The organism is Promicromonospora sp. MS192 (assembly GCF_049532985.1).
Lineage (GTDB): Bacteria > Actinomycetota > Actinomycetes > Actinomycetales > Cellulomonadaceae > Promicromonospora.
In genome coordinates this window covers 3,404,617-3,427,143 of sequence record NZ_CP186693.1, presented here as the reverse complement: position 1 = coordinate 3,427,143, position 22,527 = coordinate 3,404,617, and the positions used below count along the sequence as shown (strand labels likewise).

17 protein-coding genes and 1 tRNA gene are annotated in these 22,527 nt (G+C 74.6%); 14 read left to right on the top strand and 4 right to left on the bottom strand.

Annotation, left to right across the window (positions count from 1 at the left end; genetic code table 11):
• Positions 1 to 233: 233 nt before the first annotated feature.
• From ACO229_RS15395 to ACO229_RS15375, 5 genes are all read left to right on the top strand, one after another.
• Positions 234 to 1,898: an ABC transporter substrate-binding protein gene (locus ACO229_RS15395; RefSeq protein ID WP_423462033.1), complete on the top strand. Its 1,665-nt coding sequence runs from the start codon at positions 234 to 236 to the stop codon at positions 1,896 to 1,898.
• Positions 1,895 to 2,878, top strand: coding sequence for an ABC transporter permease (locus tag ACO229_RS15390; RefSeq protein ID WP_423462032.1), 984 nt, complete (start codon positions 1,895 to 1,897; stop codon positions 2,876 to 2,878). Before ACO229_RS15395 ends, ACO229_RS15390 begins: the two co-directional genes overlap by 4 nt.
• Complete coding sequence (locus tag ACO229_RS15385; protein WP_397409430.1) at positions 2,875 to 3,702, top strand: ABC transporter permease; 828 nt, start codon at positions 2,875 to 2,877, stop codon at positions 3,700 to 3,702. Before ACO229_RS15390 ends, ACO229_RS15385 begins: the two co-directional genes overlap by 4 nt.
• On the top strand, positions 3,699 to 5,600 hold the full coding sequence (locus ACO229_RS15380) for a dipeptide ABC transporter ATP-binding protein (RefSeq protein ID WP_423462031.1): 1,902 nt from the start codon (positions 3,699 to 3,701) through the stop codon (positions 5,598 to 5,600). Before ACO229_RS15385 ends, ACO229_RS15380 begins: the two co-directional genes overlap by 4 nt.
• Before the next feature lie 120 nt (positions 5,601 to 5,720).
• Positions 5,721 to 6,059 carry a YciI family protein gene (locus ACO229_RS15375; protein ID WP_423462030.1) on the top strand — a complete coding sequence of 113 codons (339 nt, stop codon included), beginning with the start codon at positions 5,721 to 5,723 and terminating at the stop codon, positions 6,057 to 6,059.
• Between the two features lie 18 nt (positions 6,060 to 6,077).
• Here ACO229_RS15375 and ACO229_RS15370 read toward each other — a convergent pair whose 3' ends face one another.
• The 4 genes from ACO229_RS15370 to ACO229_RS15355 form a co-directional block, all read right to left on the bottom strand.
• Entirely contained in the window at positions 6,078 to 7,661 is a 1,584-nt protein-coding gene (locus ACO229_RS15370) for an ATP-dependent DNA ligase (protein ID WP_423462029.1), read from the bottom strand.
• 85 nt (positions 7,662 to 7,746) lie between these two features.
• A complete protein-coding gene (locus tag ACO229_RS15365; protein ID WP_423462028.1) occupies positions 7,747 to 8,844 on the bottom strand; it encodes a winged helix DNA-binding domain-containing protein in 1,098 nt (365 codons plus the stop codon).
• 41 nt (positions 8,845 to 8,885) lie between these two features.
• On the bottom strand, positions 8,886 to 9,788 hold the full coding sequence (locus tag ACO229_RS15360) for an alpha/beta fold hydrolase (protein ID WP_423462027.1): 903 nt from the start codon (positions 9,786 to 9,788) through the stop codon (positions 8,886 to 8,888).
• Complete coding sequence (locus ACO229_RS15355; RefSeq protein ID WP_423462026.1) at positions 9,788 to 10,468, bottom strand: TetR/AcrR family transcriptional regulator; 681 nt, start codon at positions 10,466 to 10,468, stop codon at positions 9,788 to 9,790. Before ACO229_RS15355 ends, ACO229_RS15360 begins: the two co-directional genes overlap by 1 nt.
• Before the next feature lie 140 nt (positions 10,469 to 10,608).
• Here ACO229_RS15355 and ACO229_RS15350 point away from each other — a divergent pair.
• The 9 genes from ACO229_RS15350 to ACO229_RS15310 all read left to right on the top strand — a co-directional run bounded on the left by ACO229_RS15350 (position 10,609) and on the right by ACO229_RS15310 (position 22,498).
• A tRNA-Arg gene (locus ACO229_RS15350) sits at positions 10,609 to 10,682 on the top strand.
• 121 nt (positions 10,683 to 10,803) lie between these two features.
• The gene (locus ACO229_RS15345; RefSeq protein WP_397409464.1) at positions 10,804 to 12,483 is read left to right on the top strand and encodes a GTPase; all 1,680 of its coding nucleotides are present in this window, start codon (positions 10,804 to 10,806) and stop codon (positions 12,481 to 12,483) included.
• Entirely contained in the window at positions 12,480 to 14,060 is a 1,581-nt protein-coding gene (locus ACO229_RS15340; protein ID WP_397429796.1) for a GTP-binding protein, read from the top strand. Before ACO229_RS15345 ends, ACO229_RS15340 begins: the two co-directional genes overlap by 4 nt.
• A 53-nt stretch (positions 14,061 to 14,113) precedes the next feature.
• A complete protein-coding gene (locus tag ACO229_RS15335) occupies positions 14,114 to 14,650 on the top strand; it encodes a single-stranded DNA-binding protein (protein ID WP_397429797.1) in 537 nt (178 codons plus the stop codon).
• 133 nt (positions 14,651 to 14,783) lie between these two features.
• The gene (ettA, locus tag ACO229_RS15330) at positions 14,784 to 16,466 is read left to right on the top strand and encodes an energy-dependent translational throttle protein EttA (protein WP_397409470.1); all 1,683 of its coding nucleotides are present in this window, start codon (positions 14,784 to 14,786) and stop codon (positions 16,464 to 16,466) included.
• A 208-nt stretch (positions 16,467 to 16,674) separates the two neighbouring features.
• On the top strand, positions 16,675 to 17,583 hold the full coding sequence (locus ACO229_RS15325; RefSeq protein WP_423462025.1) for a phosphotransferase: 909 nt from the start codon (positions 16,675 to 16,677) through the stop codon (positions 17,581 to 17,583).
• A 136-nt stretch (positions 17,584 to 17,719) separates the two neighbouring features.
• The gene (locus ACO229_RS15320; RefSeq protein WP_423462024.1) at positions 17,720 to 18,607 is read left to right on the top strand and encodes a hypothetical protein; all 888 of its coding nucleotides are present in this window, start codon (positions 17,720 to 17,722) and stop codon (positions 18,605 to 18,607) included.
• A gap of 52 nt (positions 18,608 to 18,659) precedes the next feature.
• Complete coding sequence (locus ACO229_RS15315) at positions 18,660 to 20,813, top strand: ABC transporter (RefSeq protein WP_423462023.1); 2,154 nt, start codon at positions 18,660 to 18,662, stop codon at positions 20,811 to 20,813.
• Positions 20,810 to 22,498 carry a GTPase gene (locus ACO229_RS15310; protein ID WP_423462022.1) on the top strand — a complete coding sequence of 563 codons (1,689 nt, stop codon included), beginning with the start codon at positions 20,810 to 20,812 and terminating at the stop codon, positions 22,496 to 22,498. Before ACO229_RS15315 ends, ACO229_RS15310 begins: the two co-directional genes overlap by 4 nt.
• Positions 22,499 to 22,527 lie beyond the last annotated feature (29 nt).

Below are 22,527 nucleotides of genomic sequence, written 5' to 3'. Positions count from 1 at the left end.
ATGCGTGGGGCGGCTCCCGCCGGGAGGAAAACGCCTGGGTGCGGGGTGAGAACGTGGGGGCGGCGGGCGGAGTTCCCGGCGGCCCCCAGTTGGCCCGGTGCACGGTCCGGGTCAGGAGGCTGTGGTGCGTCCCACATCGCCCGCCTGCACGGAATAGGCCCGCCACGAGGGCCGGTTGGGGGACCATGAACGGAGTCGTTCGGACACCCTCCAGACAGGACGTACACGAAGCCATGCCCTCGCGCCGGTTCCTCCGCCCGCAGGCCGCCGCCGTCGTCGCGGCCGCCGCACTCTTCCTCGCCGCCTGCACCCCCGGGGGCGGGACGTCGCCCGGCCAGGAGTCGGCGGAACCGGTCAGCGGCGGCACCCTGACCTACGCCTCCGGCGACGCCGAGCCGTCGTGCCTCGACCCGCACGTGGGCGGCAACTACCCGCAGGCCCTGATCGCCACCCAGTACCTGGAGTCGCTCGTCTCGCTGGACGAGGACGGCGAGGTCATCCCCTGGCTCGCCACGGAGTGGAGCGAGAGCGACGACGGCATGGCGTGGGAGTTCCGGCTGCGTGACGACGTGACCTTCACGGACGGCACCCCGTTCGACGCCGAGGCCGTCGCCGCGAACATCGCGCACGTGCAGGACCCGGCCACGGCGTCGTCGACCGGCTACCTCGCGCTCGCCAAGATCGAGGAGGTCGTGCCCGTCGAGGAGCACCTGGTCCGCCTGGAGCTGAGCGCGCCCGACAGCGCGCTGCTGGAGTCGCTGTCGCAGGTGTGGGTGGCCATGGAGTCGCCCAAGGCCCTGGAGCGCAGCCAGGAGGAGAACTGCGCCGCGCCCGTGGGCACCGGCCCGTTCGTCGTCGACCAGTGGGAGCGGCAGGAGTCGGTGACGCTGGTACGCAACGAGGACTACGTGTCGCCGCCCGCCGACGTCGAGGTGCCCGAGGGCACCGGCCTGCCGTACCTGGACTCGATCGTGTGGCGGTTCATCCCCGACTCCGCGAGCCGGTACGCCGCGCTCCAGTCGGGCGAGGTGCAGGTCATCGACAACGCACAGCCCGACACCATCGTCTCGGCGGCCGACGACCCGGCGATCGAGGAGCTGGACGCCCCGCGCCCCGGTGCGTCCAACCGCATCGAGCTCAACTCCGGCAAGGCCCCGTTCGACGACGAGCGTGTGCGGGAGGCGTTCATCCGGTCGGTCGACGTCGAGGCGGGCGTCGAGAGCCTGTTCTTCGGCACCGCGCAGCGGTCGTACTCGCCGCTGTCCAGCGTGGAGCCGCTCGGCCTGAGCCTGCCCGACCTGTTCGCCGTCGACACCGACGCGGCGGCCGACCTCCTGGACGACGCCGGCTGGAGCGAGCGCGACGCCGACGGCTACCGCGTCAAGGACGGCGAGCGCCTCACGCTCGACTTCCCGGTGAGCACCAACCAGTCGATCCCGGCCGAGCAGTCCCTGTTCGAGCAGATCCAGGCCGACGCGAAGACGGCGGGCTTCGAGGTGCGGCTGCACCCGCTGGACCTGTCGAGCTGGTACGGCGCCCTGGCCGAGAACGACTACGACCTGGTGAGCGCCCCGTACACCAAGGTGGGGCCGGACGTGCTGCGCATCCTGTACCACTCCGACTCGATCACGCCGGCGCCGAGCGGCTACTTCGCCAACCTCGCGCAGGTGGACGACCCGGGGCTGGACGACCTGCTCACCCGTGCCGCGGCTACGAGCCGCGACGACGAGCGGGCCAGCCTCTACGAGCAGGCGCAGCGGACCATCCTCGACGGGTACTACATCCTGCCGCTGTACGACCAGCAGAACCACTTCCTGTACTCGTCGTCCGTGCACGGTCTGCGTGCGATGCCCACCGTGTCGACGCCGACGTTCGCCGGGGCCTGGCTGGCGTCTTGACGCTCCCCGTCCCCACCACCGGGGCTCGCAGGCGGCCGGTGCCGGGCACCCGGCGCTGGCTGCTGCTGCGGGCGGGCGGGGTCGTGTTCGTGCTCTGGGCGGCGGCGACCGTCACGTTCTTCGCGCTGCGCCTGGTGCCCGGGGACCCGGCCGAGGCGATCCTCGGCGGCCCCGGGTCCCAGGCCGGGCCGGAGGCCCTGGAGCAGGTGCGCCGGGAGTACGGCCTCGACCAGCCGCTCGTGGTGCAGTACCTCACCTACCTCGGGCGGCTGCTGGCCGGTGACCTCGGCCAGTCGTACTCGCTGCACAAGCCCGTGGTGACGGCGATCGGCGAGCAGCTCGGCGCCACCCTGACGCTCGCGCTGTGCTCGCTGGTGCTGGCCTGGGTGCTCGCGTGCGGGCTGGCGGCCTGGAGCGTGCGGGGCGGCCGGGTCGCGTGGGCGATCGGCTCGGGCCTGGAGCTCGTCGCGGCGGCCGTGCCGCACTTCTGGCTCGCGACGGTGCTGATCCTGTTCTTCAGCACCACGCTGGGCATCCTGCCGCCGGTCAGCGTGCCGGGGCCGCTCGGCGTCGTGCTGCCCGCGCTGACCATGGCGATCCCGCTCGCGGGGTTCCTGGGCCAGGTGATGCGTGAGTCGCTGCTGACCGCCATGGAGTCGCCGTTCGTGACCACGGCCAGGGCCCGCGGGGAGAGCGAGGCGCGGATCTTCTGGCGGCACACGCTGCGGCACGCGGCGATCCCCGCCGTCGGGCTGTCCGGGTGGGCGTTCGGGTCCCTGATCAGCGGGGCGGTGGTGGTCGAGTCCGTGTTCGCGCGGCAGGGCCTGGGCCGCAGCCTGCTGTCGGCGGTCCAGCTCCGCGACGTGACGCTGGTGACCGGGATCGTGCTCGTGGTGGCGCTCGCGTACACGGTGATGACGCTGGTCACCGACCTCGCCGACCGGGTGATCGACCCGCGCACGCGGGTGGTGGCGCAGTGAGTGCGCCGGGGCGCGGCGTCTTCCGGCCGACCGTCGCCGAGGCGTCGGCCGCGCTGGTGCTGGTGCTGCTGCTCGTCGCCGCCCTCTGGCCCGGCCTGCTGGCGCCGGGCGACCCGCTCGCCGTCTCCCGCACCGAGGCGTTCCAGCCGCCGTCGCTCACGCACCTGTTCGGCACGGACGAGTCCGGCCGCGACATCTACACCCGGGTGGTCCACGGCGCCGCCGAGTCGCTGCGGATCGGGGTGCTGGCCACGGCGATCGGCATCGGCCTCGCGACCGTTCTCGGTCTCGTCGCGGGCCTCGGGCCGCGCTGGCTCGACTTCGGCACCACCCGGGTGGTCGAGGTGCTGTTCGCGTTCCCCGGCCTGCTGCTCGCGCTGCTGTTCATCGTGGTCACGGGACCGGGCGTGCTGAGCTCGACCATCGCCGTCGGCCTGGCCACGGCGCCCGGCTACGCGCGGATCATCAGGTCCCAGGTGCGGCGGACGGCGTCCGCCGAGTTCGTCGAGGCCGCCCGGGTGCTGGGCCGGGGCCGGCTCTGGATCGTCGCCCGGCACATCCTGCCGAACGTGACCGCGGCACTGTTCGTGCTCGCGACGCTCGGGCTCGGGCAGGCCGTCATCTGGGTGTCCTCGCTGAGCTACCTCGGCCTCGGCGCGGTGCCGCCCGCCGCCGAGTGGGGCGCGATGCTGGCGGCCGGGCGCACGTACATCGCCAACTTCTGGTGGATGACGTTCTTCCCCGGGCTCGCGATCGTCGCCAGCGCGGCGGCGGCGACCGTGCTGGGCCGGGGCATCCAGAAGCGGAACAGGAGCGCGGGATGAGCGGGACGGTGCCGGGCGGGGCCGGGTCGAACGGGGTCGGGCCGGGTCAGGTCGGGCCGGGTCAGGTTGGGTCGGGTCAGGCCGGGCCGGTTCAGGCCCGGCCAGGTCGGGTCGGGCCGGGCGGGGCGGCGTCGAGCCACGCAGCCCCGGTGCTGCGCATCCGTGACCTGGCGGTCACCTTCCCCGCCGGGCGGGGCGGCGGCGCTCCGCGGCGTGTCGTCGACGGCATCAGCTTCGACGTCGCGGCGGGCGAGTGCGTGGCCGTCGTCGGCGAGTCGGGTTCGGGCAAGAGCGTGACGGCGCGGAGCGTCGTCGGTCTCGCGGGTGACGGTGCGCGGGTGACCGCCGCGGAGCTGAGCGTCGCGGGCCAGGACGTGCGCTCGGCGTCCGCGCGGGCTCTGCGGCGCCTGCGCGGTGGCACCGTGGGGCTCATCGCGCAGGACGCGCTCGTCTCGCTCGACCCGCTGCGCCCCGTCGGCCGCGAGATCGGTGACACGCTCGCCCTGCACACCCGGCTCGACGCCGCCGCACGGCGGGCACGCACCGTCGAGCTGCTGCGCCGCGTCGGGCTGGACGACCCCGAGCTGCGCGCCCGCCAGCGCCCCGGGCAGCTCTCCGGCGGTCAGCGGCAGCGCGCCCTCATCGCCGCGGGCATCGCGGGCGAGCCCGCCCTGGTCATCGCGGACGAACCCACCACCGCGCTCGACCAGCCCGTCCAGGCCGGCGTGCTGCGCCTCCTGGGCCGGCTGCGCGACGGGGGCACCGCTGTGCTGCTCATCAGCCACGACCTGTCCGTCGTCCGGGGCATCGCCGACCGGGTGCTGGTGATGACCGACGGCACCGTGGTCGAGGAGGGCACACCCGCGGAGGTGTTCGAGCACCCCCGGCACCCGTACACCCGCGCCCTGGTCGCGGCGGTCCCGACCGACCGCCCCCGCGGCACGCGCCTCTCGGCGCCGGCTGCCGCTACCGCGCGGGACCGCCGACCCGCGCCTGGTGCCGGGGCCGATGCCGCGGCAGTTGAACGCGGGGTTGGTGGCGGTACGGCTGCCCAGAACGCAACCAACTCCGCGCTCGACGGCGCGGGGGTCGGTGGGTCGGCCGGCGTTGAGGCGGTCGGGGAGGGGGACGGCGCGGGGGCCGGGCTCATGGAGGCGCGGGGAGTGTCACGGGTGTTCCACGTCGGCGGGCGGGAGATCGTGGCCGCCGACGACGTCTCGCTCACCCTGCGGGCCGGCCGCACCCTCGGGCTGGTGGGCGAGTCGGGCTCCGGCAAGTCGACCACCGCGCGCATCCTGCTCGGCCTGGAGCAGCCCGACGCCGGAGACGTCACTCTGCTCGGCGAACCCTGGAGCCCGCTCCCCGAGGCACGACGGCGGCCCCGTCGTCCGCTCGTCGGTGCGGTCTTCCAGGACGCCCTGAGCTCCTTCGACCCGCGCTGGACCGTCGGCACCGTGCTCGCCGACGCCGTGACCCGCGGCCGGTCGCTCCGGCCCGGCCCCGTGCAGGCCGAGATCGCGGGCCTCCTGGACACCGTGGGCCTCGGCCCGGGCGTGGCCGCGCGCCGTCCCCTGCACCTGTCGGGCGGACAGCGCCAGCGCGTGTCCATCGCGCGGGCGCTCGCGGCGGACCCGCGCGTGCTGATCCTCGACGAACCGGTGTCCGCGCTCGACGTCTCCGTGCAGGCCCAGGTGCTCGACCTGCTGGACCGGCTCCAGCGCGAGCGCGGACTGGCCTACCTGCTCATCACGCACGACCTCGGCGTGGCGCTGCACATGAGCGACGAGCTCGCCGTCATGCAGCAGGGGCGGATCGTCGAGTCGGGCCCGGCGGCGTCCGTGCTCGACTCGACGCGCCACCCGTACGCGCGGCGCCTGCGGGACGCCGTCCGGTTGTAGGAGGCGGCAGGGGGGCCGCCTGTGGTGCTGCCCGCGTGACCTGCCGATGACTTTCCGGTGGCGGGTCGGTCAACGTGACTGGAGTCGGCCCGCACGGGCCGCCGGACACGGAGGACTGGCATGCCGCGTTACCTGATCTCGTTCGACGACGGAGCGATGACGTTCCCCGAGGAGGACCTGCCGGCCGTGGCCGAGGCCTCGCACGCGGTGGTGCGGGCGGCCAAGGACGCCGGCGTGTGGATCTTCGGCGCGGGGCTGGAGCGCCAGCAGGCGAGCATCGTGGCCACCGACGGCACGGTGTCCGACGGCCCCTTCCCGGAGACGAAGGCAGTGATCGGCGGGTTCTCGGTCATCGAGGTGCCCACGCGTGCGGACGCGCTGGAGTGGGCCGCCCGCATCGCCGAGGGCTGCCGGTGCGCCCAGGAGGTCCGAGAGCTCATGTACGACCCGGAGTCCTGACGGCCTGGCCCTGAGGTGTCAGCCGGCGAGCGTGCGCACCGTCTCGATCGTGTCCGCCTCCGCCGCGGACTTGTCGTCGCGGTAGCGCAGCACCCGTGCGAAGCGCAGGGCGAGGCCGCCGGGGTAGCGGGTCGAGCGCTGCAGGCCGTCGAACGCGATCTCGACGACCTGCTCGGGGCGCACGGTCACGACCCAGCCGTCGTCGGAGACCTCCAGCTCCCGGAAGCGCTCCGTCTGCCACCTCAGGGTCTCGTCGGTCATGCCCTTGAACGTCTTGCCCAGCATCACGAACCCACCCTCCGGGTCCCGCGCCCCCAGGTGGATGTTGGACAGCCAGCCCTGCCGGCGCCCCGACCCGCGCTCGACCGCCAGCACCACGAGGTCGAGGGTCTGGCGGGGCTTGACCTTGACCCAGCCCGCGCCCCGGCGCCCGGCGGCGTAGGGGGCGTCGAGGGTCTTGACCACCACGCCCTCCTGCCCCTCGCGGAGCGCACCCGCGAAGAACTCGCCGGCCGCCTCCACGTCGGAGGTCACCAGGCGACGCACGGTGTGCGGGGCGGCGACCTCGTCGAGCACCGCCAGGCGCTCGCGCAGCGGGGCGTCCACCAGGTCGCGCCCGCCCGAGTGCAGCACGTCGAAGAAGAACGGCGTGAGCTCCAGCCGGGACGCCAGCTCGGCCTCCGCGGTCTCGTGGGTCGCGGAGCGGGCCGCCGTCTCCTGGAACGGGCGCGGCACGCCGTCCGCGCCGACGGCGAGCGCCTCGCCGTCGAGCACCAGGCGGTCGGACGGCAGGGCGCGGACCACGCTGACGATCTCGGGGACGCGTTCGGTGATGTCGTCCAGCGAACGGGTCACCACGAGCACGTCGTCGCCGTGCTTGTGCGCCTGGATGCGGATGCCGTCGAGCTTGACGTCCACGCACAGCTCGGCGGCTCCCGGGGACGCCCCGAGCTTCTCGAAGGCCGCGGCGATGTCCGGTGCCGACTGGGCGAGCATGGGCCGCACCGGCCGCCCGACCTCCAGCGTGAAGGACGCCAGCGCGGCGCCGGGGTCGTCGGCGAGCAGGGCGGCGCTCGCCACCGGTCCGGTGGCACCGCGCATCATGACGGCGCGGCGCACGGCGTCGGCCGGGACCCCGGCGGCCTCGGCGACGGCGTCGACCACCACCGAGTCGAGTGCGCCCTGTCGCAGCTCGCCCGCGACCAGGCCGCGCAGGAACGACTGCTCGCGCTCGGTCGCGGCGCCGAAGAGTGCCGTGGCCGCGGTCGCGCGTGCCTGGGCGGAGCCGGGTCCCTCCAGCTCGGCCATCTCGGCGAACGCCGCGTCGACGGCGCGCACCGTGAGGGTCGCCTCGGCCGACGGCGGCGGGAGGGCGCGCAGCGCGGCCCAGCCCAGGCCGGTGCGGCGCTGACGCAGGGAGCCCGCGAGGTAGGCGACGACGATCTCGACGTCGGCGGCGACGTCAGCCGCATCCGGTCCGGGTGCGCCCTCCGCGCCGGCCGCCGTGCGGCGCAGCAGGTCGGCGATGGCCGCACGCTTGGCCAGGCGGGAGCGGGTGGCGGCGACGGCGTCCGACGTGGCGGCGACCTCGGCGAGCAGCATGCTCCATCGTGACGCACCTCGAACCGGCCCGCCCTGGGGCCGGGTCACCGTGCTGCTCCCGGCCCGCGCCGGACGGCACCGGGCCTCAGCCGTGCGGCCATGCCGCCACCGCCTTCTCGATGGCCCGGCGGCTCCGCGCCGGGACGCCGGGTACGAGCTCGACCGGCTCCTCGTCCCGCTTCGGTGCGCGTCGCCAGGTGCCCACCAGACGCCCGTCCAGCAGGACCGCCGGGCGGAAGATCCCGTTGGTGAACGGGACGACGGTGCGCATGGCCTCGGCGTCGGCGACCAGCTCGCGGTCCTGGTAGCCCAGCACGATCTCGTCGAACCCGGGCACCAGCACGACACCCGGCCCCGCGGGGAGGTCGTCCGTCGTGCCGAGCGCGTCCCGGCCGGCGAGCATGGCCCGGCCGTCCACCGTGACCTCGACGAGTGCGTCCGGCTGTTCCTCGCGGAGAGCCGCCACCGCGGCGCGCACCGGCACCTTGGGCAGGCCGAGCCACCACGCGAGGTCCTCGGGGGTGGCCGGTCCGCGGCTGGTGACGTAGGACAGCGCGATGCGTCGCAGGGCGGTGTCGGGCTCCTCCGGGGTGGTGGGCGGGGGAGTTGCGACCATGAGCTGCTGCGCGCCGGCGAACGGGCCCCAGTGCAGCACGCCCTGCAGCGCCAGCGCGACGATCAGGTGGTAGCCGCGCTGGCCCTCGACGGGCACGCCGGCCGCTCGCCAGAGGTCGAGCAGGGCGGCGCGCGAGACTCCCGGCCCCGGGGCGGAGAGCGCCTCGCGGGCCACCGATCCCGCGCGCGCCACGACGGCGTCGTCCAGGCCCTCGGCGGCCTGGGTGCGCGCGCCCGCCCGGGCCATGCGTTCGGCCGTCAGCGAGACGAGGGCGGCCAGGTCGCCGGGCGTCGTGGCGAAGAGGGTGCCGCGCTGGGTCCAGCCACGCACGAGCTCGCCCGCGTCGAACCTCGCGCGCACGTCCTCGACCGTGGTGCCGGGCGCCGACCGGACGGCGATCGCCCGCAGCACGGCCGGCAGGTCCTGGCCCTGGAGGGCGACCATCCGGCGCACGACGTCGACCGGTGAGCGGTCCGCGCCGTCGTCCCCGCCCGGGGTGAGGCCCTGCGCGCGCAGGCGCAGCCGGCGCGCGGCCGGGGCGGGGATCGTGAGCGGTCCGGAGGTCATGCGGGAAGGCTACGGGCAGCCTCTGACACCGGCCGGGCGTACTACCGGCCCGGGACGGCGGACGGGTGGGAGCCCGGGGCCGCCGTCAGGAACTCGCGGACCAGCCGGGTGAGCTCCTCGGGCTGGTCGTAGGGCACGATGTGCCCGGCGTCCGCGACCGTGACCAGGTGTGAGCCGGGTGCCGCCGCGGCCGCCGCGGACAGCTCGGCGGCCCCGACGAGCGGGTCCTGGTCGCCCCGGACCCAGAGGGTCGGGACGGTCAGCCGGTCCAGGTCGGGCAGGAGGTCGAGCCGCATCGAGAACGGGCCGTAGGCGCGGACCTGCCAGTCGTCCAGGGCGGGTTCCCCGTGCCGGTCCTTCGCCCGGGCCTCCTCGACGGCCAGGTGGACGATGCTCTCGAGATCACGGGTGTCCTCGCCGGCCGTGAGGCTCGTGACCATGGACCTGCGGACCACCTCGGGACGGCGGGCGAGGTACCGGGTGGTCAGGCGCAGTGCTCCCGGCGTGCGCAGGAACAGCCAGGTGAGGAGCTGGGCGCGGCGGCGGGCACCGATCCCGCCGGGGCCGACGGCGACCAGGGAGCTGACCCGCTCCGGCCGGTCGAGGGCGTATCCCGTGGCGACGCCGCCGCCCATCGACAGCCCCACGATCGCGACCCGGGGGAGGTCGAGCTCGTCGAGCAGGTCGTCGAGGAAGCGGCGGAAGAACGCGTCGTCGAGCACGCCGCGCCACGGGCGGCTGCCGCCGTGCCGGGGCAGGTCCACGAGATGCACGCGGTGGTCGGCCGCCAGCGCGGGGGCGACGTCCCGCCACACACCGCGTGCGGTGTCCAGCATGGCGCCGTGCAGCAGGAGCACGGGTGGTCCCACGTCGCCCGCCCGGTACAGCCGGACGGGGCCGCCGGAGACGGTCAGGTCGGTGGGTGAGGCGAAGAGGTCGGTCATCAGGGCTCCTTCAGCAGGTCGAGCTGGGTGTCGAGGTGCGCGAGCAGATCGAGCTGGGCCGCGCGGGCGGCCTCCGGATCGACCGGACCGTCGGTGGCCAGGCCCCGCCCGACCAGGCCGGCGAACAGCTCGACCGTGGCTGACAGGTCCTCGGCCCGGGTGGCTCCGAGCACGCCGGGCGCGTGGGCCAGGCCCAGGGTGAACACGCCGAGCACCCGGACGACCGTGCCGGCCGGGACCGCCGGGTCGAGCACGCCCGCGCGCTGGAGGGCGGCGACGTAGTCGGCGAGCCAGTCCATCCGCTGCGTGTAGCGGTCGTCGGCGACGTCGCGGACGTGCCGGCCCAGCACCGCCTCGTCGCCCAGGTAGAGGGCGCGCATCAACGGGTCGCCCAGGAGCGCGTCCACCGCGAACCGGTACACCGCGGGCAGGTCCACGAGGCCGGGCGCGTCGAGCACCCACGCGTGCACCTCGGCCGTGAGGTCCCGGGTCGAGCGGGTCAGGACCGCCGAGAGGATCGCCGCCTTGTCGGGGAACTCCAGGTAGACGGCGCCCTTGCCGATGCCCGCGCGGGCGGCCACGTCCGCGACGGTGACGTCGGCCCATCCGGTGGCCAGGATCAGGTCGCGCGCGGCCGTGAGGATGCGTCCGCGCCGGTCGGGAACGCGGGGACGGGGCATGGGCACCTCGTAGTGACTGAGTGTCGTGTAGTGGTCACTACGACCGTACACGACGCCGGAACCGGCGCCGCCCTGCGTGAACGTGGCCGCCAATTGACACGGTCAAGGCCAGGCCGACCTAGGCTAAACTCGGCTCGCTTGCCTCCGTAGCTCAGCTGGATAGAGCGGGTCACTTCTAATGACTAGGTCGCGGGTTCGAATCCTGCCGGGGGCACTGGTCCGCTGTCGTCGGGCGTCGGGTGCTCATGCCGACAGCCTGCACAAATACGCTGTTTCTGCGTATCTACCAGCCGCTACGGCTTGGCAGAACGATCTTGACCTATCAGGATGAAGCCGTGACTCCAGGAACACGCTCCGCAGTGCTCGGTCGTCGGGGTGGTGTGGACCCGAACGTTGCGGAGCAGCTCGGCTTCACGGTGCACGACGTCGTGCAGGACCTGCGCCGCGACGTCGCCTCGGCGACGCTGCCCCTGCCCATCGACGGTGCCGACGAGGCCGAGGCGTCCCGCGAGCGTCTGCTGGCGCAGCTCGACGAGCACCTGCTGCCGCGCCTGGCCGAGCTGTCCAGCCCCGCCGTCGTCGTGCTCGCGGGGTCGACGGGGGCCGGCAAGTCCACCCTCTTCAACAGCCTGCTGCGCGAGGAGGTGTCCGAGGCGGGCGTGCTGCGGCCCACGACCCGCGAGCCCGTCGTGGGGGTGCACCCGCGCGACGTCGACACGCTCACGCCCGGGCCCGTGACGGAGCTCGCCCGGCTGGTCAAGCACGAGGGCGTACCGCGCGGCACCGCGCTCATGGACGCGCCCGACCTCGACTCCTTCCTCTCGGAGAACCGGTCCACGGCGCACCAGCTCCTGGAGGCGGCCGACCTCTGGCTGTTCGTCACGACGGCCGCCCGCTACGGGGACGCGCTGCCGTGGCAGGCGCTGGACCGCGCGCGGGAGCGCGGTGCGAGCGTCGCGATGGTGCTCAACCGGGTGCCGAAGGAGAACCTGGCGACCATCCGCGGTGACCTCAACACGCGGATGAAGGAGCGCGGTATGAAGGACGTGCCGCTGTTCATCGTGCCCGACGTCGGGCCGCACGAGGGACTGCTCGACCACAAGCTGGTGGAGCCGATCCAGCGCTGGCTCGGCCTGATGGCCGGTCCGGAGCGGTCGCGCACCATCATCCTGCGCACGCTCAAGGGTGCTCTGGGCGCCCTGCCGGAGTGGGTCACGGGCCTGGCCACCGCGGTCGAGCAGCAGGGCACCGCAGCCTTCGACCTGCGCAACGCCGTGGAGTCGGTGGTGCCCGACGCCCAGCTCTCCGCCCGGACCGCCGTCCTGTCGGGGGCCGCGGGCGAGGGCACCGTCGCGGCCCGCTTCGCGGAGCTGGCCAGCATGCACAACATCGCGCGGGTCACGGTGCGGGACGGCGTCGCCCGGACCACCAAGCGGGCCGGCAAGGCCCGCGAGGCCGCGCTGGAGCAGCTGCGCGAGGAGATCGAGGCCACGGCGGCCCGTGCGTTCGTGGCCGCCGGCGTCCGCACCGAGGAGAGCCTGCGGGCCACCCTCGCGGGGCCCGGTGCCCCGCCGGCCGGCGAGCTGCTCCTCCCGTCCGGCTCCGGCCGCGCCGACGCGCGGCTCGCCCGGGGCGAGGAGGCCGCGGCCGGCTGGACGCGGCTGGCGGACGACCTCGTGGGCGGGCTGGACGCCGCGGCCGCCGAGAGCGCCGAACCCGACGCCGGGGCGCGGGTCACCGGTGCGCGCAAGGCGTTCGGTGACCGCGGTCTGGCCACGCTGCTGCTCGGGACGGCGCTCGGCAACGAGGACTGTGCCCGGCTGGTCGACCGTGTGCTCGGCGAGGTCACCGTCGACCAGATCGAGCGGCTCCAGGACGAACTTGCGGACAAGGTGGCCCTAGCGGTTGCGGAAGAGGCCCGTTCTGTCCAGAGTGCCCTTGACGTCCCCGCCTTAGCCGATGACGCGGCCGCTCCGCTCCGCGTGCGGCTGGCCGAGCTCAGGAGGCTGACATGACGAGCCAGGATGCGACGCTCAGCGCGCGCACCGAAGACCTCGGCCGCGCGCTGCAGATCGCGGGATCGCGGCTCGACGACACGGTCTTCGGCAAGGTCGCGAGCTCCGTGGCCGGGGTGCGCGAACGGCTCGCCCTCGGCGTGGACCACACCGTCGTGGCGCTGGCGGGCGGCACCGGGTCGGGCAAGTCCAGCACGTTCAACAAGATCTCCCGGCTCACCTTCGCCGACGTCGGCGTCAAGCGGCCCACCACCGCCAAGGTCACCGCGTGCTCGTGGAGCGACGACGCCACGGCCCTGCTCGACTGGCTCGGCGTGGAGCGCGAACGCCGCATCACGCGGTCGGGCGAGCTGGACGCGGCCGACGAGGCGGGCCTGGCGGGCCTCGTGCTGCTGGACCTGCCCGACCACGACTCGGTGGCCCCGGGCCACCGCGACGTCGTGGACAAGGTGCTGCCGCTGGTGGACCTGCTCGTGTGGGTCGTGGACCCGCAGAAGTACGCGGACGACGCGCTGCACACGGGGTACCTGCGCGACTCCTCGGGCATGCAGGCGTCGACGGTCGTGGTGCTCAACCAGATCGACACCGTGCCCGTGGGACAGCGCGACAACCTGGTCAACGACGTCAAGCGCCTGCTGCGTGACGACGGGCTGGACGAGGTGCCCGTGGTCGCGGCGTCGACCAAGACGGACATCGGCATCGCGGACCTGCGCGGGCTGCTGGAGCAGACCGTCGCGCGCCGGTCGGTCTCGGCCGGCCGCGCGGCCGGGGAGCTGGACGCCGCGGCGGCCCTGCTGCTCGGGCAGACCCCGGCCGAGGTGCCGTGGCACATCGACACGGTGCTCGAGCGCGAGGTGGACGCCCTGTCCCGGGCGGCCGGCCTGGAGTCGGTCGCGGCCCAGGTGGGCGCCGCCGTGCGCAACGGCTACGGCTCACCCGAGTTCCGGGCGCCCGACGCGGACGCGACGGCCCTGTCGCGCTCCCGCTGGCTCATCGGCTCGGGGGAGGCCCTCAAGCCCGGCTGGCAGCGCTCGCTCGCCGCGAGCGTGGCGAGCGCCCAGGACCTCGCGAGCGCGGTGTCGACGGCGCTCCAGGGCATCACCCTGGACACCCGCGGCCCGACGACGCAGCGCCTGACCCGGCGCCTCGCGCTCGGGTCCGTGCTGGTCGCGGTGCTGCTCGGGATCGCGACGGTGCTGGCGTCGATGGGCTTCCTGCCGGTGGGGGAGACCTGGACGACGGTGCTCGGGGTGCTGGCCGTGGCGGCGGCCGTGGCCGCGCTGGTGGTGTTCCTCGTGGCGATGCAGATCCGTCGTGCCCTGGCGGCACGGCGGGAGCAGGGGGTCATCGCGTCGGGCCGCGCCGCGCTGGAACGCGTGCTGCGGCAGACGCTCGGCGAGCCCACCCAGAAGCTGCTCGACGAGCACCGTGCGGTGCGCGAGCTCGCACAGAGTGCGCGCGACGAGGGACCCTCCGCACCGCTGCGACTGGCTCAGAGCGCGACCACAGGCGGCCGTCCGGGGGCTTCGTCCCCAGGCACCGTCCGGCTGACCGACCTGGGTCCCGTGCGCGCCTGATGCTGGGTACGGACCGGCCGCTGGGGCCGGTCCGGGACACCCAGGAGGGCCCCATGAAGGACGTCATGGTGACCGTGTCGGGCTTCGTCGGCAACAACCCGGCGCTGCACGTGAACCCGGTCAAGGAGCGGGAGTGGACCTCGTTCCGCGTGGCCAGCACCCGTCGCTACGTGAACGAGGACGGGGACTGGACCGACGGCAAGACCCTGTGGTTCACCGTCAAGGCGTGGCGGGCGGCCGCGGCGAGCGTGGCCCGCTCGGTGCACAAGGGCGACCCGGTGGTCGTCACCGGACGGCTCGAGGTCGACGAGTGGACCGGCCCGGAGGGCCAGGAACGCATGTCGCTCGTGATCGTCGCGTCGGCGATCGGCCTGGACGCCACGCGCGGCAAGGTCGAGTTCACGCGCGAGGTGCACCCCGTGCCCGCCGGTGAGGCGGACCCGTTCGCGATCCAGGCACCGGCGCCGGCCGGCGCCGGAGTCCCCGACGACGCCCGGGAGCTGGCGGGAGAGGGCGAGGCGCCCGCGCCGGACTCCGGTGCCGCGGCGAGGGCCGACGGCGAGGGGCAGCGGGAGCTGGTGAACGCGTAGGCTTGGGGCAGCCGTGCTCCGCGGCCGGCGGGTGCTGGGATGTCCGAGCGCACGCCCCGGCACCCGCTCCGCGTGAGCGCACCCGTCCCGAGCACGTTTCTCATGTACCTACCCGAACGGTGGAACACAGGCAGTGGCTGAGTACATCTACTCCATGTATAAGGCGCGTAAGGCGCACGGTGACAAGGTCATCCTCGATGACGTGTCGCTGAACTTCCTGCCCGGCGCGAAGATCGGCGTCGTCGGCCCGAACGGTGCCGGTAAGTCGACGATCCTCAAGATCATGGCGGGGCTGGACACGCCGTCCAACGGTGAGGCGCGCCTGTCGCCCGGCTACACCGTGGGCATCCTGCAGCAGGAGCCGCCGCTGAACGAGGAGAAGACGGTCCTCGGGAACGTCCAGGAGGCGGTCGGCGACATCCTCGCCAAGAAGCAGCGGTTCGACGAGATCTCCGCGCTCATGGCCGAGCCCGATGCCGACTTCGACGCGCTGCTGGCCGAGATGGGCACGCTGCAGGAGGAGATCGACGCGGCCGACGCGTGGGACCTCGACTCCCAGCTCGAGCAGGCGATGGACGCCCTGCGCTGCCCGCCGCCGGACGCCGACGTGTCGGTGCTCTCCGGTGGTGAGCGCCGCCGCGTGGCGCTGTGCAAGCTGCTCCTGGAGAAGCCCGACCTGCTGCTGCTGGACGAGCCGACCAACCACCTGGACGCCGAGTCCGTGCTCTGGCTCGAGCAGCACCTCGCCTCCTACCCGGGCGCCGTGCTCGCCGTGACGCACGACCGGTACTTCCTCGACCACGTCGCGGAGTGGATCTGCGAGGTCGACCGCGGCCGGCTCTACCCGTACGAGGGCAACTACTCGACCTACCTCGAGAAGAAGCAGGCCCGCCTGGAGGTCCAGGGCAAGAAGGACGCCAAGCTCGCCAAGCGCCTCAAGGACGAGCTGGACTGGGTGCGGTCCAACGCCAAGGGCCGGCAGACCAAGTCGAAGGCCCGTCTGGCCCGGTACGAGGAGATGGCGGCCGAGGCGGAGCGCACCAGGAAGCTCGACTTCGAGGAGATCCAGATCCCCGCGGGTCCGCGCATGGGTTCGCTGGTGCTGGAGGCCACCGACCTCAAGAAGGGCTTCGACGACCGCGTGCTGATCGACGGCCTGTCGTTCACGCTGCCGCGCAACGGCATCGTCGGCGTCATCGGCCCGAACGGTGTCGGTAAGACCACCCTGTTCAAGACGATCGTCGGCCTGGAGCCGCTCGACGGCGGCGAGCTGAAGGTCGGCGAGACCGTCTCGATCTCGTACGTCGACCAGTCGCGTGGTGGCATCGACCCGAAGAAGACGCTGTGGGAGGTCGTCTCGGACGGCCTCGACTTCATCAAGGTCGGCAACGTCGAGATCCCGTCGCGGGCGTACGTGGCCTCCTTCGGGTTCAAGGGCCCGGACCAGCAGAAGCCCGCGGGCGTGCTGTCCGGTGGTGAGCGCAACCGCCTCAACCTGGCGCTGACGCTCAAGCAGGGCGGCAACCTGCTGCTCCTGGACGAGCCGACCAACGACCTCGACGTCGAGACCCTCGGCTCGCTGGAGAACGCCCTGCTGGAGTTCCCCGGCTGCGCCGTCGTGGTCTCCCACGACCGGTGGTTCCTCGACCGGGTCGCCACGCACATCCTGGCCTACGAGGGCACCGAGGAGAACCCGGCGAACTGGTACTGGTTCGAGGGCAACTTCGAGGCGTACGAGGCCAACAAGGTCGAGCGCCTCGGCGCCGACGCGGCGCGCCCGCACCGGGTCACGTACCGCAAGCTGACCCGCGACTGAGCCGTCCCGGACCGCCGCACCGGAGCGCCCGTCCTGGCGTCTCTCCGACAACGTCGGAGGGGTGCCGGGGCGGGCGCTCTAGCGTGCAGATTCATCCCGGCAAAATGGATGATTACGACATATTATCCTTGCCGGATCGTGACATCTCCGACAAGATGCCGCAGTGAACCCCATGCGACGGTCGGGTTGGAACGACCTTCCACCTGCGTTGAGATCGCGGATCAACCACCTGCTCGGTGCGCGCGTGATCGCGGCGAGCGTCCCCGGCGAATCGGGGATCCTGCCGGGTGCGCAGATCCAGGTGCAGACCAGTCAGGGGAACGCGTTCATCAAGGCGCTCGGCACCGAGAACGCCGGGCACCTGGACCTGCTGCGGCAGGAGATCACCCTCAATCCGCTGCTGCCCGCGGGCGCGCACCGGCCGGAGCTGCTCTGGTCGGTCGACGAAGAGCTGCCCGGCCTGGGCGTCTGGGTGGCCGTCGGGTACCGGATGCGCTCCACGGTGCGGCCGATCGACCTGTCCTGGCCCGAGGGGGACGTCGAGGCGCTCGTCCGGGCGGTGCGCTCGATCGGCGAGATCGACGCGCCCGACGACCCGATGTTCGTGCCGGAGGAGAAGACGTTCCCGGTGGGCGCGTGGGAGGCACTGGCGGACCGGCGACCGGCCGGGCTGGCCAGGCACTCGCCCTGGCTGGCCGGCCGGCTCGAGGGTCTCGCGGAGATCGCCTCGCACGCCCCGGAAGCGATCGCCGGCACGAGCCTGCAGCACGGCAACCTGCGGGTGCAGAACGTGCTGCTGCCGATGGCGCGGGACGAGGCTCCCCTGATCACCGACTGGGTCCGCGGCGGCGCGGGCGCCCCGTTCCTCGACCTGGTCTCGATGCTCCTGCACGTCCGGGTGGGCGGTGGGCCGCCGCCCGAGGCCACCCTGCGCCGGTACGGGCTGCCGCCCGGTATCGACCCGGACGCCGTGACCTGCTGGATCGCCGTGCTGGCCGGGCACTACGTGCGGTCGTCGATGGAACCGCCGCCCCCGGACCGGCCGCAGCTGCGCTCCGCCGAGCACCTGCTCGCCCTGGCCGCCGTGGCCTGGCTGCAGACCCGGCTCGGGTTCTGAGCCGCCGCCCGGGCCACGACGGCGTCTCGCATGCGGTTTGTGGTTTGCGGGTGAAAGCCGAGTTGGGCACACTCCGGCCATGAGCGCAGTCCGGCGACCGGCCTGGTCCGATCTTCCCCCATCTGTCCGTTCCCGCGTGAGCGAGACCATGGGCGGACGGGTGATCGGTTCAGCCCCGCTGACCGGCACCGAGGCGTCCGGCGAGCTCGAGGTGCTGCAGACGGCCACCGGCCGGTCGATCGTCCGGGCCGTCGGCCCGGAGGCCCCGCTGACGCAGGACCGCCTGGCCGCCGAGGCCGCGTCGCTGGCCATGCTGCCGGACGACCTGCCGACCCTGGCGCGCGAGTGGTTCGTCGACGAGGTGCTTCCCGGGGCGGGCCGCTGGGTCGTGGTCGGCTACCGGAACGAGCCCGTCCGCCCGCCGCACGACCCGTGGGACGAGGCCGACCTCGCCGCCGCCGTCGAGCTCGCGATCCAGATCGGCACGACGGAGGCGCCGCCGGGACTGCCCGACGCGCTCGACGTGATCGACGTCGACGCGTGGGCCACCCTCGCCGACACGCGGCCCGCCGGGCTGGCCGCCTTCACCCCCTGGCTGGCCGACAAGGTCGAGCACCTCGCCGACATCGCCCGCTACGCCGGCGAGGCGATGTCGGGCAAGAACCTGGTGCACGGCGCGCTGCGCCGCGAGTCGATCATGGTCACCGACCACGGCTGGGACGCCACCAGCGCCCACGCCGTCGACTGGTTCACGCCGTCCCACGGTGCGCCGTTCCTCGACGTCGTGCTCCTGCTGCCGTACCTGCGGGTCGACGGCGCCCCGCCGCCGGAGGTGGTCCTGGACCGGCACCCGCTGGCCGACGTCGATCCCGAGGCCCTGACCTGCGCCGTGACCGCGACGGCGGGGGCGCTCGTGCTGGAGTCGATGCGTCCGCCGGAGCCGGGCATGCCGCACGGCCGGGCCGTGCAGCGCGAGGTGGCGCACGCCGCGCTGGAGTGGCTGCGCACCCGCCTCGGCAACTGAGCCACGTCGTACGCCCGCGCCTGACCTGGGTCTCTGCGGCAGACTGTGCGCCATGACCGATCAGCCCGACGCCGCTGCGCCCGGCGCCCCGGACCAGGAGTCCGGGGCGGACCACGGACCTGGCCCGGACCCGGCGCCGACGTCGGCCCCGGGAGCCGGCTCCGGGGCGTCCGGCTGGACCCGGGCGGCCGACCGGTACCGGGCCCCGGGCCCGGAAGCGCCCGGCCTGGCCGCGCCCGTACCGGACGTGTCTGGTCCGGACGCACCCGGCCCGGACGCATCTGGTCCGGACGCATCTCGCCCCGACGCGCCCGGCCCGACCCCGCCCACGCCGGAGGGCGACGGTCTCACGGCCGCGCTGGAGGTGCTCCGTGCCCGCCTCGGTGCGCTGCGCCTGCCGCTGGAGACCTCCGGCGCCGCCACGGCCCGCACCGAGCTGCGGCGCGCCACGGACCAGCTCGACGACTACCTGCTGCCGCGCCTGCGCGCGCAGAAGGCTCCGTTGCTGGTCGTGGTCGGCGGTTCCACGGGTGCGGGCAAGTCGACCCTCGTGAACTCGATCCTGGGTGAGCAGGTGACCCAGCCCGGCGTGCTGCGGCCCACCACGAAGGCCCCCGTGCTGGTGCACCACCCGCTGGACGCGCGCTGGTTCTCCACCGACCGGGTGCTGCCCGGTCTGGCCCGGGTCACGGGGAGCGCCCCGGAACCCGGCCGGACGCTCCGGCTGGTGGCCAGCGACGCGCTGCCGAAGGGCCTGGCCCTGCTGGACGCCCCTGACATCGACTCCGTCGACGCGGCGAACCGCGAGCTCGCCGCGCAGCTCCTCGGGGCGGCGGACCTGTGGCTGTTCGTCACCACGTCGGCCCGGTACGCGGACGCGGTGCCCTGGGAGCTGCTGCAGCAGGCCTCGGCCCGCAAGGCCCAGGTGGCGATGGTGCTGGACCGGGTGGACCCGGGCGCCGAGGCCACGGCCGGCGACCTGCGCGACATGATGGCGGAGCAGGGGCTGGCCGACAGCCCGCTGTTCGTGGTGCCCGAGGCCGGGCTGACCGACGGGCTCCTGCCCGAGGAGAGCGTGGGCGAGGTGTCCCGCTGGCTCACCGGCCTGGGCGGGGACGCGGACGCACGCCGTCGCGTCATCTCCGCCACCCGCGACGGGGTGGTCGACTCCCTCGTGGGGCGCGTCGGAGAGCTGGCCGACGCCGCGGACGAGCAGCGCACCGCCGATGCCCGGCTGCGCCACGTCGTGGACCGCGCGTACGCGGACGCGGTGTCCCAGGTGACGGCGGCGACGTCGGACGGGGCGCTGCTGCGCGGCGAGGTGCTGGCACGCTGGCAGGACTTCGTGGGCACCGGTGAGTTCTTCCGCGCGGTCGAGGAGGGCATCGGCCGGTTCCGGGACGCGGTGGCCGGGTTCTTCCGCGGCAGGCCCAAGCAGGCACCGCAGGTCGAGCAGGCGATCGCGCACGGCCTGGAGTCCGTGGTGCTGGACGCCGCGGAGGAGGCCGCCGAACGGTCCTACCAGGCGTGGCGGGGCGACGCCGCGGGTGCCGCCCTGCTGGAGGGGCTGGAGCTGTCCCGGACGCCGTCCGCGCTGCGTGCCGAGGTGGGCGAGCAGATCCGCGCCTGGCAGGGGGACGTGCTGGGGCTCGTGCGCGAGCAGGGCGAGTCCAAGCGGGGCCGGGCCCGCGCGCTGTCGTTCGGCGTGAACGGCCTCGGCGTGGCACTGATGATCTTCGTGTTCGCCTCCACGGGCGGGCTCACGGGTATCGAGGTCGGTATCGCCGGCGGCTCCGCCGTGCTCGCCCAGCGCCTGCTGGAGGCCGTGTTCGGCGAGGACGCCGTCCGGGGGCTGGCCGTGCAGGCACGCGACCGGCTGCGCGAGCGCATCGAGGCCGTGATGGCCGGGCAGGCCGCGCGGTACACGGCACAGCTCGACGCGCTGGGTTCGGCGGAGTCGACCGGTGCCGGACTGCGCTCGGCGGCGGAGGCCGTGGCCGCGGCGGCGGCCGCGGAACGGCGTGCCCGGGCGCTGGACGCCGGGTCCGGGGCCCCGTCGGTGCCGGACCTCGCCGAGAGCCGTGGCCTGCGCGGCGTCGACGCGCGTCCGGCAGGCGACGGGCTCGCACCGGGCCGCTCCGACGCGCCCGGGGAACCCTCCCGGAAGGGCTTCTGGCGGCGGCTGTTCGGGGAGGGCGACCGGTGAGCCGGCTCGACCTCGCGGGGCGTACGGCCGCCCTCGACGACGCGGTCGACGCCGCGGACGGGCGCATCGACGGCGCGCTGCTCGACGAGGCGCGCGCCGTCGTGACCCGCGCCCGGGAGCGGGGTGGGCTGTCCGCGGAGCACACCGTGGTGGCCCTGGCGGGGGCGACGGGCTCGGGCAAGTCGTCGGTGCTGAACGCCGTGGCGGGAGTGGACGTCGCCCAGCCCGGCGTGCGCCGTCCGACCACGTCGCACGCCATGGCCGCGGTCTGGGGCGAGGGCGCCGACCCGCTCCTGGACTGGCTGGAGGTCGGCCGCCGGCACCAGATGGGCCCGGCCGAGGGCGGCGGGGCGACCGGCCTGGTGCTGCTGGACCTGCCCGACCACGACTCGGTGGTGACCGAGCACCGTGTGCGCGCCGAGCGGCTGGTGGCGCGCGCCGACCTGCTCGTCTGGGTCGTCGACCCGCAGAAGTACGCGGACGCGGCCCTGCACGACGGCTTCCTGCGCCCGCTCGCGGGTCGGGCGGAGGTGGTGGTCGTGGCGCTCAACCAGGCCGACCGGCTGACCCCGCAGGAGACGTCGGCGATGGTCGCCGACCTGAAGCGGCTCGTGTCCCAGGACGGCCTGGACGGGGCCCGGGTGCTCGCGGTGTCCGCCCGGACCGGGCAGGGCATGGACGACCTGCGCGGCCTGCTCGCCAAGGCCGCGGCGCGGCGCGAGGCCGCGACGGCCCGGCTGGCGGCGGACGAGCGGGCAGTGGCCCGCCGGATCGTCGGCGAGTGCGGTACGCCCCCGCCGTCGCGGCAGGGCAGCCAGGCCCGGGGCGACCTCGTCGCGGCCCTGGAGGCGGCGGCCGGGGTGCCGACGGTGGTCGACGCCGTCCGGGTGTCCGCGAGCCGGGACGCGCGTGCCGCGACCGGCTGGCCGCTGACCCGCTGGATCGGCCGGCTGCGGAAGGACCCGCTGCGGCGGCTCGGGCTGCGGTCGGCCGACCGGGAGCACCGGGCGCCGTCGGGCCGGGAGGACCTCGTGCGCACGTCGCTGCCGACCGCACAGCCGGCGGTGCGCTCGGCCGCGGCGTCGGCGGTGCGGCGCTACGTCGAGGAGGTGACTCGCGGCGCCGCGGACCCGTGGGTCCTGGCCGCACGGTCGCGCGGGCAGGCGGGCATCGACCAGCTGCCCGACGCGCTCGACCAGGCGGTGGCCGCCACGCGCGTCGAGGTGTCGCGGCGCCCGCTGTGGTGGTCGGTGGTCAACGTGCTGCAGTGGGCGCTGCTGACCGTGCTGGCCGCGGGCCTGCTGTGGCTGCTGGTGCTGTTCGGGTTCTCCTACCTGCAGCTCCCGGCGCCGCCGACGCCCGTGTTCACGCTGCCCACCTGGTCGGGCGACGGCGGCGTGGTCTTCCCCGGGGCGCCCGAGCCCGGCGAGGGTCTCGACGTCGACCCGTTCCGGATCCCGTGGCCCACCCTCATGGTGCTCGGCGGGCTGGCGCTGGGTGTGCTGCTGGCCCTGGTCTGCCGGCTGTTCGCGGCCCTGGGCGCGCGGCGGCGGGCGATGGTGGCCCGTGGGCGCCTGCGGCAGTCGGTGGGCGGCGTGGCGGACCGTCTGGTGCGGACGCCGGTGGGCGAGGAGCTGGACCGGCTCGCGCGGTGCCGTACCGCGGCGACGCTCGCGGCGAGCTGAACCGGGCCGTCCGCAGGCGGGGGAAGATG